The following is an 11667-nucleotide window of genomic DNA, read 5'->3' on the forward strand; positions in this document are numbered from 1 at the left end:
GGTACGTCGGAGTGTGGCGATCCCTAGCCGCCGTGCTGTTCCAACAGCCCTGCCCCTGCTGTGGTCGTCTGAGTCGGCAACCTCTGTGCCCAAGCTGCGAACGGCGGCTGCGAACGTGGGAGCTGCGCGATCGCCGCTCTTACTGGCGCGGATCAGTGCCCCTATTGCCGTGGGGCAGCTACCGTCAGGACTTAAAGCGGGCGATCGCCACCCTCAAGTACCATGCCCATCCCGAATTGGGCACCCTCTTTGGTGAATGGCTCGCTGTTGCTTGGCTAGAGAGTCAGGTCAGCCACAACCTGCCGCTCCAGGTGGTTCCCATTCCCCTCCATGCCGATAAATTAAAGGCGCGGGGCTTTAACCAAGCAGAAATCATTGCCGCCAGCTTTTGTCGTGCCCTAGAATTGCCCTTGGTTCCCCATGCCTTGGTACGGCAGCGCGCAACGCAGTCAATGTTTCAACTGACGGTGGCTGAGCGGGTCGCTAATTTAGAGCAGGCGTTTGTCTTAGGGCGCGGTTTAAGGAAGCAATGCTGGGTGCTGCTGTGTGATGACATTTACACCACGGGCACAACCGCCCGTGCGGCGGCAGAAACCCTGAGAGCCGCAGGGCATCGGGTACTGGGAATCGTTACAGTGGCGGTAGCGCTCCCTGAGCCACACTAAGGCCAACCAGCATCAGAGCCTCGTTCCACTCCACCACGGCACCGTAGGTATCGCCGGTGTGCCCTCCCACTTGGTGATAAAACCATGCCGGTACCAAGAGCATCAGGAGGAGGCCAAGACTGTGGAGGTATAGCAACTGGCCAAGGGAGAGGGGCAGTATCACACTCATGAGACTCAATACGAGGCCACTTGGCCAAAAATCCCAAGGGACGCGGCAGGAGACTTTATGAATCTGACCAGTTCCTGTGGGCTTGAGGTAGGGGTAGCGGGCGATCGCCCACACTTGTGCTACCCGTCCCCACACCGCCGCCCACAGCACGCTAAAGGGCATGGTTGAACTCGCCAGAGCACTGACTTTCAGCAACAGGATCACGATGGCAGCCATCACCCCAAACGCACCGCTGCGACTGTCTGCCATGACTGCGAGCCGCCGTTGCGGATCCCTCACCCCTAAGCCATCTGCTGTATCCATTGCCCCATCCAGATGCAGCCCACCGGTGAGCCCTAACCAGAGCGCCACCAGCAACACGCCTTGCACCAGCCGTGGCAGGTAAAGCAGGTCTAGCAGCCAGTCTGCCCCGAACAGTAGCCCGCCAATCAGTACCCCCACCCCTGGGCACCACTTTGCTGCGCCAGCAAGTTTGATAGGGCATCTAGGGGGAAGGGGCAAACAGGTGTAGAAGATCACTGCCCCTAGCCATTCCTGCCACAGGGACTTCATAATCGTGTTTGAATTTGGGCTACGGTGCGTTGCTGTGGCCGGAGGGACTGTGCTACCTGTTGAATATCAGCAGGGGTGATCTGTTCAATGGCCTCAAGGCGATTAAATAATTGCTGCCACCCCTCCCCCTTGACGGCGTAATCGGCCAAGAGCTTGGCCATCCCCTCGTTGGAGGTCAGGTTTTGCAGCAGTTCCATACGCAGTTGTGTTTTTACCCGAGCCAACTCGTCGGCTCTGATGGGATCTGCCTGTAGTGCTTGTAACTCCTTGGCAATGCCCGCCGCCAATGCTGCGGTAGTATGCCCTGGAGCCGGTGCGCCATAAATGAGAAAACGGTTGGGATATTTATTGCCCGGAAAGCCGACGTACGCTTGCACATTCAGGGCAGTTTTCTGTTCTAGGACAAGGGCGCGATAAAGGCGGGAGGTGCGGCCACCACTGAGAATCTGCGCCAACATTTCGTACTGGAGGTAAGTGGGGTCGCGCAGGGCAGGACAGGGATACGCCTCGATATAAAGGGGTTGGCTAGCTAGCTCTAGGGTAATGCTACGCGGTTCAGTCGGCGGAGGTTCAGGGGCGATCGCCGTGGCCTTGCCCTGACCCTTGGGATAGCGGCCAAAATATACCTGCGCCAACCGTTGCACCTGTTTGGGGTCAACATCCCCCACCAGCACCATGGTCATTTTTTCAGGGGTGTAATACTCCGCAAAAAAACGCTCGACATCAATGCGGCGCAGATTTTGAATATCGTCGCGGTAGCCAATCACCGGACGGCGGTAGGGGTGTTCCTGAAACGTGGTAGCTAAAAAGGCTTCAAAGAGTTGTCCTGAGGGTGAGTTCTCTGTTCGCAGGCGACGCTCCTCAAGGATGACTTCTTTTTCTTGGTAAAACTCACGGAACACCGGCTCTAGAAATCGCTCTGACTCTAAGGACATCCACAGTTCCAGTTTGTTGGCCGGAAAACTGTAGAAATAGCGGGTGGCATCAGCAGAGGTGGTGGCATTGAGACCGACCCCCCCTGCCTGTTGGACAATTTGACCATACTGGTTTTGCAGCACGTAACGATCTGCGACCCGTTGCACTGCCGCAAACTCCACCAATAGCTGCTGACGTTGGGCATCATCATGGGTAGCCTGTAGCTGATCAAAGAGCTGATCGAGTTGGGCAAATGTTTCCTTTTCTGCTGCATAGTTGCGAGTGCCAATGCGGCGGGTTCCCTTAAAGGCAAGGTGTTCCAGATAGTGCGCCACCCCAGTTTGCCCCTCCGGTTCATCTACCCCCCCCACATCGACATAGGTCAGGAAAGAAATAATGGGGGCTTGGTGCTGCTCCATGACAATAAAGTGCATCCCATTGTCAAGGTAAAACTCGCTAATTTGATTCATGGCGCGGTCAATGTAAGGCCGGATCGTCTGGGCAGACGCAATGGGCGTGAGCCATACCCACAGGGCGATCGCCCCAACACAGAAGCACTGGCATTGACTCCAAATAAGCTGCAACAATGACACAGGGATGTCTCAGGTACTGCTTCTATTACACCCTATTTCAGTCGTTCAGACGCTATGCTGCTGTCTTGATCTTCTGCGTGGTTTTTACCTCTTGCGCAGCAACACGCTTGGCAGCACTGACAAGATTAGCTTATAACTATTACCATTACTCTTTAATTTATTGCCCCAAAGACGTGATCCAGTTCTAAGCCGCTCACTCCCCAGTTCATTTTCTTGTTTTGATGGATTGTCAACTGCCGCCTTCTGACCCCTTGCAAGTGCGCGGGGTTCTTCTGCCCTGTAGTGGTGCTCTGCTGGACTTCCTTGAACATGCGGTCGGTCAGGATCTTTGTTGCGCCCTAGTAGAGATTTTGGCGGCGTTGCCTATGGGAGTTTGCCTCTACAATGCTGCCAAGCAAGTTATCTACATCAACCCCTACGCTCGCAACCTATTGGGGATCACTGATGCCTCGCAACCGGCAACGGAAATTTGGCAAAACATCCATCTTTTTGAGGAGGACAGCGCCGCCGCGCCGAATCATCCTCGTCCCTACCCCAAAGAGAACTTGCTGAAACCCCAAGGGCAACATCCTGCGGTTGATGAGCGCAGAACTGTGACTCTCCAGTATGGCGATCGCCGCATGACCATTGAGCTAGAAGTTAGACCGATTTTCAATCGTAGCGGGGAGATGCAACTTGGCCTGATCACCTTTCAGGATATTAGGGATCGCCATCGAGATGCAACGGAACACCAACATCTGATTAATCACTTGCGCCAGCAGGCAGACCGCTACTACAGCCTAGTACAACGCCAAACGGATTTTTTGATTTGCTCGCGAGCCGATACGGTCATTACCTTTGCCAACACGGCCTTCTGCCGGGCGTTTGAACGGGCGGTGACCGACGTGATTGGCCAGCCGTGGGCGACCTTTGTCCTGCCGGAAGATTTACCTGCTCTGTTAGCCAAAGTCCAGGCATTGACACCCGATGCCCCCACCTTTACCAACGAGAACCGCGTCTGTAGCCCTCAAGGGATTAAGTACACCCAATGGATTAATTTAGGTATTTTTGACGACGCTGGCCAACTTGTCGAAATTCAGTCTGTGGGGCGCGATATTAGCATGCTCAAAGAGCAGTTATTACGGGAGCAGGCACTGAATCGGGTGATTCAGGCCATTCGTAACTCATTAGATCTCGAGACCATTTTTGCCACAGTGGTTGAAGAAGTTGGCAAGCTGTGGCTGAAGCTCGATTGCGTGGTGGTGCAGTACCTTCCCCATCGGCACGCATGGGTGCGGCGATCAGAGTATCGCCAAGATCCCAACTGGCCGCACCATATTGGCTACGAAGTTTCCGATGCCGATAACCCCATGGCCGCGCAGCTTAAGGCGGGTCACATTATCCAAATTAGCGATGCCAGTGAAATTACGGATCCCGTCCTAAAACCTTTAACCGAGATGTTTCCGGGGGCATGGCTGATAGTGCCCTTACGGGTAGAAGAGCAGACCTGGGGTGCCTTGGGGGTGTTTACTACCAATGGTGCCCACCAGTGGTCTGCGGCTGAAATTTCGCTGATGACGACGATTGCAACCCAACTGGAAGTGGCCATTTATCAAGCCAAGCTATACCAACGGGCACAGGAGGAATTGGCGCAGCGCCGCCGCATTGAAGCAGCATTGCGCGACAGTGAAGAACGATTTCGCTCAACTGCGATGAATGTGCCGGGAGGCATCTTCCGCTATCTGCACTTTCCTGATGGGCGCAATCAAGTTTTTTACCTTAACCCTATGTGTGAAAAGTTATGGGGTGTGCCAGCGGCGGTGGCAGCGGCGGATGGTTCTGCGCTCTGGCAGCTTGTGCATCCTGATGATCGCCCTGCCATGCTTGAATCTGTAGAGAAATCAGCCCGAACGTTGCAGCCATGGTTTTGGCAGTGGCGAATCATTCACCCCAATGGCGACATTCGCTGGCTGGAAGGGGCAGGTCAACCGGAGCGCCGCGACGATGGTGCGGTGATGTGGTACACCCTTGTTCTGGATGTGAGCGATCGCCATGCGGCTCAAGAGCGCCTACAAGAGCAACAGGCACAGTTAGATTTAGCGGTGCAAGCCTCCAATATTGGCTTTTATTTTTGCGACTTACGCACCCAAACCGCCTATGTCTCTCCCACCTATAAAGCGCAGTTGGGGTATCCGGCCAATGCGGCGGAAGCCAGTCCTAAAGATTGGGCCAGCCGGCTGCATCCCGAGGATCGAGAGCGGGCAGTGAGTGCCTTTCAGCGGTTTCTGCGGGGCGAGGCAGCCTACAGCATTGATTTTCGCTTGCGTCACCGCGATGGCAGCTACCGCTGGATTCACAGTAAGGCTGTCCTCATTCGCGATTCCTTGGGGCAGCCCTGTAAGGTGGTGGGTACCCACATCGACATTACCGATCGCAAAACTGCGGAAATGGCCTTGCGAGAGAGTGAAGAGCGCTATCGACTGCTCGCGGAAAACATGAATGACATTGTGTGTGTGCACGATCCCGCTGGCCACTGCCTTTATATCAGCCCGTCCTACGAAGCACTCTTAGGGCGCAAGAGTACAGACCTAATTAGCCAACACTTTAGTGAACTGTCTCATCCTGAGGATCGCGCTCAGGTGCGGCAAGAATTGGCACAAATGATTCAACAAAATAAATTTTGGCCCCTCACCCATCGTGTGTGCACTGCCTCTGGCGAAACACTGTGGCTAGAGACCCTCATCAAGCCCCGCTACGACGACCAAGGTCAGTTACAAAGGCTGCAAACCACCTCGCGGGATGTGACGGCACGCCTTAAGGTGCAAAACCAACTGCATTACGAAGCCTACCACGACATGCTGACCGGCCTGCCCAATCGCCTTTACCTGATGGAACAGCTGGAAGCAGCGATCTCTGAGGCTCGCCGTAACCCCCGCTACCATTATGCCGTCGTCTTTTTAGACTTAGATGCCTTTAAGGTGATCAACGATAGTTTGGGTCATGCGGTTGGCGATCGCGTACTCGTTGAGTTTGCCCGGTTGCTGCGCAGCCTGATTCACCGCAGCCATACAGTGGCACGGTTTGGTGGCGATGAGTTTGTCATTTTGATGAGTGGCCTCAGCCATATACAGGAAGTGATTGCCCCCTGTGAAGGCATTATCACGCGCTTGCAAGACTCTATAAATGTTGATGAGCGGCAAATTTTTGTCAGTAGTAGCTTGGGTATGGTCTTTGCCCAAAATGAGTATCTAAACAGCCTTGAGGTGTTGCGCAATGCCGACATTGCAATGTATGAAGCCAAAGGCCATCAGCGGGGACGCTACGCCATTTTCAATCAAGGGATGTACAAGCAGGTGCTCCAACGCCTCCACATTGAACACGACCTCCGCCGTGCCCTAGAGCAGGATGAGCTGCGGGTGTTTTATCAGCCCTTTTTTGACTTACAGGAGCAGCGTTTAGTGGGGTTTGAAGCCTTAGTGCGCTGGTATCACCCTGAACGGGGTCTCATTTCGCCTGCTGAGTTTATTCCCATTGCGGAAGATACCGGCTTGATTGTGGCCTTAGATCAGTGGGTCTTGCGTCATGCCTGCCAGCAACTGACGCAGTGGTACCAGCAGTACCCCAGCACCAAGCGCCTGATTCTCAGTGTCAATGTCTCTGCCAAAACTCTGAAGCACCCAAATTTTTTGGCACACTTAGATCACATCCAACAGGAATTTCGTTTGGCGGAGGGCAGGTTAATCCTTGAGCTAACAGAGCGAATTGCACTAGAACTCAACGAAGAGATGAGGGGGCTACTGAGTGCCCTTAGCGATCGCCACATTGAAATTAGTATTGATGATTTTGGCACTGGCTATTCTTGCCTTAGCTACCTCCATAGTTTACCGATTCAGCACCTCAAAGTGGATCGCTCCTTCGTCAGTCAGCTGGAAAACAACCAACGTAACTATCAAATCACCCAAATGATTTTAGTCCTTACCCATCAATTGGGATACCGGGCGATCGCCGAAGGCATTGAAACGGCTGATCAGCTTCAACTGTTGCGGGAACTCGGGTGTGACTATGGCCAAGGGTATCTATTTGCCCGCCCAGCCCCTGCGAGCGCGATCGAACCCTTACTGCAAGCGCTATAGGTTGGCCACTAATTGTGTTGGTGTCCTCTGTTGGCTGCTGGCTAGTGGCGTTGTCTGGTTCATATCGATTCCGGCTCAGCCAACTGGTTGAGTGAGCTATCGCGGTTCAGCCGGCTCTTCGGTACTTACAATCTTGCCTAGGCGTTCAATCTGTAGGGGGGTGGCTGGGAAATCCGCCTGAATTAAACGGCGAATGAGTTGCACACTGGCAAAGTTTTGGTCAATGTGGGGAATGCCCTGATTGTCGATGCGTACAGGAATGATCTTGCCTTGAAGAAACTGACCTGAGCCGTCTAATTCTACATCGAGAATCAAGGACTTACCGAGGTTACCGTAGCTACCCAAGGTTTGGTAGCCCACAAAGTTGCCCAAGGAGTAGGCAATGAGGCGGCCTTTGTAGAGTTCGAGGGCGCGAGGGACATGCGGGCCATGACCAAGGACTAAATCGGCCCCCTGGTCAATCATTGCCCGCGCAAATTGCACCACGTTACCCCGATCTTCGCCGTAGAAATATTCGGTGCGATCGCGAGTATGGATTTGGTCGCTGCCTTCAGCGCCACCGTGGAAGGTGACAACCACAATATCAGCCGTCTTCTTGGCCTGTTGCACCAGTGCTGCCCCTGCATTCAGGTCTTGGATGCGGTTTTGGCCATGGTAGGTGGCAAAGCCAATGAAGGCGGTTTTGATGCCATTGGTTTCAAGATAAGCAATTTGATTCAGGTCACCAACGGCGGTCATGCCTGCGGCGTTGATGTGGCGCATCGTATCCCGAAAGCCCTGTTCATTGAAGTCATAGCTATGGTTATTTGCCACGCTCAGCACATCAAAGCCAGTGTTCCGCAGGAGCTGGGCATAGCTGGGAGGTGAACGAAAGGCAAAGCTGCGACCACTGCTGGTGTTTTTGAAGGGATGGGGATAATCGGTGAGGGTGCTTTCGTAGTTGCCAAAGAGAATATCAGCCCCCTGTAGGTGGGGCTTAACGTGGGCAAATAGTACTTGTGGATCAGCAGGAAGGCGATTATTGGGAAAATTCGTTCCCAAGACCATATCCCCCACCGCTTTAATGCGCAGGCGACGCTCTACCGCAGTAGAGGGAGGGAGAATGGCGGGAGGGCTTGGCTGTGGTGTGGTGACTGCGGGGGTTGGCTCCGGAGTGTCCGTCGGTGCGACTTCGGCAGTCAGTTGATTCTGTACGGCCCACGCCACAACCCCCGTGCTAGCGATCGCCAACACGCTAAGGGTAACCGCAGTAACGCCCGATTGCCTCGTTTTACTAGGTGTTGTAGGGGGAACGGCGGCAGGCAGAGTCATTGCTTCAGCCCCAGCAGCCGCTAAGCTCTCCTTAAGCTGTACAGTCTGTGTCCATTCCGGCCACTCTTCCCCCTTGAGGCGACCGTGGAGTCGCACACTGAGAATTCCTTGAGGACTCAGACGCTTCAGACCTTTGAGGACAAATTGGACACAGGCGTCGGGAGGCAGCGATCGCCCCGCTTCAAACATAATTTGTAAACAGTCACCCCGCCGTCGCACGAGGGCATGAACTCCCTTAAGATTTAGGGTGCGGTTCATCAATTGGGCGATCGCCTCCGCTTGACCCCGCTGCGCGTCCTGCCACAGTAGCTCCAAAGATGCTGCCATACAGCCTGTTTTTCAGGTTTGAGTCAGAGAATGTTGGGGGTGAGCCACCCTGCCGTTATTCTAGGGGATACTGCCAAGGATCATTCTAAGAAACAGACCAATTTAGCAAACGTCACGCCAAGCTAATTGTTATGCAACGCCCGTAATAAGTCATGGCGACTAATAATCCCCACCAGTTGGCCATCGTGATCCAGAACCGGTAAGCGACTAATGTGGTGGGTCACCATCAGGCGGGCAGCTTCGGAAATAGGCGCATCCACAGACACCGTATGGGGGTTAGGGGTCATTACATCTTGTACCTGCTGGCCTAGGGTTTTCTTCAGGTGCTGATGAAAGGATTCTGGGGACTCAAAGTAAATGACACTCCCTAAAAACGTAATGTACAGTGGTGGTTCTAGGGGCGCTTCCCGGACAATTAAATCCGCCTCTGACACTAAACCCACAAGGGTGCCATTGCTGTTAAGCACCGGTAACCCCCGCACCTGTTTTTCCTCCATGAGTTTAATGGCCTCAGTAATCGGGGCATCGGCGCGAATGGTGTAAGGGTTGGGGGTCATGTAATCACGAACAACAGCAGTCATAGCGAACCCAAGGAATGAGAGGACAGTTCAAGGGAAGGGTAACCACCATTCACTGCCAGATCAGGCCGGAGACTTTGGGCATGGCGCAAGTAGGCATGGTAAATGGGGTGATCGGCGCTAGGGGTATTGACATAAATCAGGCAGCGAATACAGTAGGGCAAGCCCCCCTCAACGTGCATTTGCTGGACATCCAACAGCGGAATATTGCGCCAGTGGGGGCACTCGCGGGCGATCGCCGCCGGAAAAATTTGATCTAGATCCCGAGTGACCGAAAACGTGACACTAATCACTTCCGAGAAATCAAGGGCGTTGCGCCGTTCGATTTCGCTGAGGAGTTCCAGCACTGCCTCACGGATAGCTGGAATAGAGTTTTCAGTGGCGGTGGTTGCTCCACGAATTGCTCGGACACGCCAGCCCACGTTATGCTCCTCCATGCAGCTACTGTATCCAGCTTAGGGGCGATAGAGCCACAGGGGAAGCCCATGGGTGGCCATTTCAAATTCTAGCCACTCCAGTCCTGCACGCCACGGGTAGTGTCGCTCTTCCTGCTGACGGGGAAGGAGCCGCGCCAAGGGGGACTTAGGTTCCTCGATGGTGTGTACTTTGGCTTTCTCTGGATCTAAGCCCGCTAACTCTGCTAGCCATCGCCGCGCGTCCTCTTCGGTGCCCAAGCGATCCACCAAGCCAAGGGCAAGAGCTTGCTCCCCTGTAAACACCCGGCCATCGGCAAACTGCCGTACCGTTTCAACCTCTAGGTTGCGGCCTTCGGCAACGGTTTGCACAAACTGTAGGTAGCTGGTATCAATCAACTCTTGCAGAATCCGAGTTTCCTCCTCAGTCAGCTCGCGGTCAAAGGCCAAAATATCCTTATAGGGGCCAGACTTAATCACCTTGAAGGACACCCCCACCTTATCGAGGAGTCGTTGCAGGTTGTTACCGCGCAAAATAACGCCAATGCTGCCGGTAATGGTGCCCGGATTGGCCATGATATGTTCGGCTCCCATGCCAATATAAACCCCACCGGAAGCGGAAATATTGCCAAAGCTAGCAACAATCTTGATCTTTGAGCGGAGTCGCTTTAGCGCCCCATAGATTTCTTGGGAATCTCCCACGGTGCCACCAGGGCTGTCGATGCGCAGCAGTAGCGCTGGGTACCCCCGCTCCTCAATCGTCTTTAAGGCTTTGAGAACTCGTTTGCGCGTCCCACTGGCGATCGCCCCGGTAATTTCAAGGCGAGCAATCTGGTGGCGATAGCTACGGAACAGTGGCCAAGGCATAGGCAGATAATCTTCAGTCCTGCGTGATCAGCATTTTCTTCAGACTTCTACTGTAGCAGCGAGTTGTAAAAGGATTCCATGGCTGCTAAAAGCTGCTAGAGTGGCACTAGATTTCAGTGTGGTTGCTTAGCCACGACTGTGGTGCTGAGCAACCCCGCTAACGTGCTCAAATGTTTGGTGTGAGGTCGGAGTGGACAACTGGTACGAGGGAACCCAAGGACTCGATCCTACAGGGTCGATTGGCGTGTTTGACAGCGGGGTAGGTGGCCTAACGGTTTTACGTGCCCTACAAGCTCAGTTGCCAAGGGAGTCGTTTCTTTACCTTGCGGATACAGCACGACTTCCCTACGGCACCCGCAGCCGCAGTGAGATTCTCCAGTACGTGCGGGAAATCCTCACGTGGATGCAGCATCGGGGGATCAAAATGGCCGTCATGGCCTGCAATACCAGTTCTGCCCTTGCCCTAGAACAGGTGCGCCATGAATTTTCCTTTCCCATTTTGGGACTCATTGAACCTGCTGCTCAGGCCGCTGTCACCATTGGTAAACGCATTGGCATTATTGCGACCCCTGCCACCGTTAAAAGTGGTACCTATGTACGGGTACTGCAGGAGTGCTCCCCCCACGTGGCGATCGCCCAAGTGGCCTGTCCGGAATTTGTGCCCTTAATTGAAAGTAACTGCCTCAGCGGCGAGCGAGTGCGCCGTAGTGTTCGCCAAGCCTTAGCCCCTCTGATTGAATTTGGACTCGACACCTTAGTGTACGGGTGTACCCACTACCCACACCTGCGCCACATCATTGCGGACTACCTTCCCAGTTCAGTTCATCACCTTGATCCGGCGACAACTGTTGCCCATAGCACTGCCCATGCCCTGAAAGCGCTCTCTCTCCAGACGGTTGCGCACCAAGGGCACGTTCACTTCTACGTCAGTGGTGCTCCAGAGCAGTTTGCCCGACTTGCCTCCCAGTGGTTAGGGTACTACCCCCGCACTCAACACCTACCCCTGAGTGTCCTCAGCCAGTCCTATAGTGTTGAGATCACCCTGCCCACGGTGCCTGCCGTTGTTGCCAGTTGAACCTGCCTTGCTAGGGAAATTTTGGCACAATAGAAGTTAGTTATCCCTGTGGGGATAGCCAGTGAATTCTATTGACTACCCTCGGAGGAA

General features: G+C 54.2%; 9 protein-coding genes. 3 read left to right on the forward strand and 6 right to left on the reverse strand.

From position 1 onward, the window contains the following. Positions 1–11: 11 nt before the first annotated feature. Complete coding sequence (locus BRW62_RS00625) at positions 12–665, forward strand: ComF family protein (RefSeq protein ID WP_099797637.1); 654 nt, start codon at positions 12–14, stop codon at positions 663–665. On the opposite strand, the gene cobS is transcribed toward BRW62_RS00625, so the two are convergent. Beyond that, on the reverse strand, positions 631–1386 hold the full coding sequence (cobS, locus tag BRW62_RS00630; protein WP_099797638.1) for an adenosylcobinamide-GDP ribazoletransferase: 756 nt from the start codon (positions 1384–1386) through the stop codon (positions 631–633). The two genes, BRW62_RS00625 and cobS, sit on opposite strands and share 35 nt — an antisense overlap. Next, positions 1383–2894, reverse strand: a complete 1512-nt coding sequence (locus BRW62_RS00635) for a M16 family metallopeptidase (RefSeq protein WP_227517462.1) — start codon at positions 2892–2894, stop codon at positions 1383–1385. The genes cobS and BRW62_RS00635 overlap by 4 nt, the downstream gene beginning before the upstream one ends. 221 nt (positions 2895–3115) lie before the next feature. Between BRW62_RS00635 and BRW62_RS00640 the strand changes: the two genes are divergently transcribed. Beyond that, complete coding sequence (locus BRW62_RS00640; RefSeq protein WP_099797640.1) at positions 3116–7006, forward strand: bifunctional diguanylate cyclase/phosphodiesterase; 3891 nt, start codon at positions 3116–3118, stop codon at positions 7004–7006. Positions 7007–7102: 96 nt separating this feature from the next. Here BRW62_RS00640 and BRW62_RS00645 read toward each other — a convergent pair whose 3' ends face one another. From BRW62_RS00645 to sppA, 4 genes are all read right to left on the reverse strand, one after another. Then, positions 7103–8644, reverse strand: coding sequence for a CapA family protein (locus tag BRW62_RS00645; protein ID WP_099797641.1), 1542 nt, complete (start codon positions 8642–8644; stop codon positions 7103–7105). A 122-nt stretch (positions 8645–8766) separates the two neighbouring features. Beyond that, on the reverse strand, positions 8767–9225 hold the full coding sequence (locus BRW62_RS00650; protein WP_099797642.1) for a CBS domain-containing protein: 459 nt from the start codon (positions 9223–9225) through the stop codon (positions 8767–8769). Continuing rightward, the gene (gene aroH, locus BRW62_RS00655; protein WP_099797643.1) at positions 9222–9659 is read right to left on the reverse strand and encodes a chorismate mutase; all 438 of its coding nucleotides are present in this window, start codon (positions 9657–9659) and stop codon (positions 9222–9224) included. Before aroH ends, BRW62_RS00650 begins: the two co-directional genes overlap by 4 nt. An 18-nt stretch (positions 9660–9677) precedes the next feature. Further along, complete coding sequence (gene sppA / locus BRW62_RS00660) at positions 9678–10502, reverse strand: signal peptide peptidase SppA (protein ID WP_099797644.1); 825 nt, start codon at positions 10500–10502, stop codon at positions 9678–9680. A gap of 190 nt (positions 10503–10692) precedes the next feature. On the opposite strand from sppA, the gene murI reads away from it, so the two are divergent. Continuing rightward, positions 10693–11577 carry a glutamate racemase gene (murI, locus tag BRW62_RS00665; protein WP_099797645.1) on the forward strand — a complete coding sequence of 295 codons (885 nt, stop codon included), beginning with the start codon at positions 10693–10695 and terminating at the stop codon, positions 11575–11577. Positions 11578–11667 lie beyond the last annotated feature (90 nt).

Origin of the sequence: Thermostichus lividus PCC 6715, assembly GCF_002754935.1 — a bacterium.
In the GTDB taxonomy this organism is placed as follows: Bacteria; Cyanobacteriota; Cyanobacteriia; order Thermosynechococcales; family Thermosynechococcaceae; genus Thermosynechococcus; species Thermosynechococcus lividus.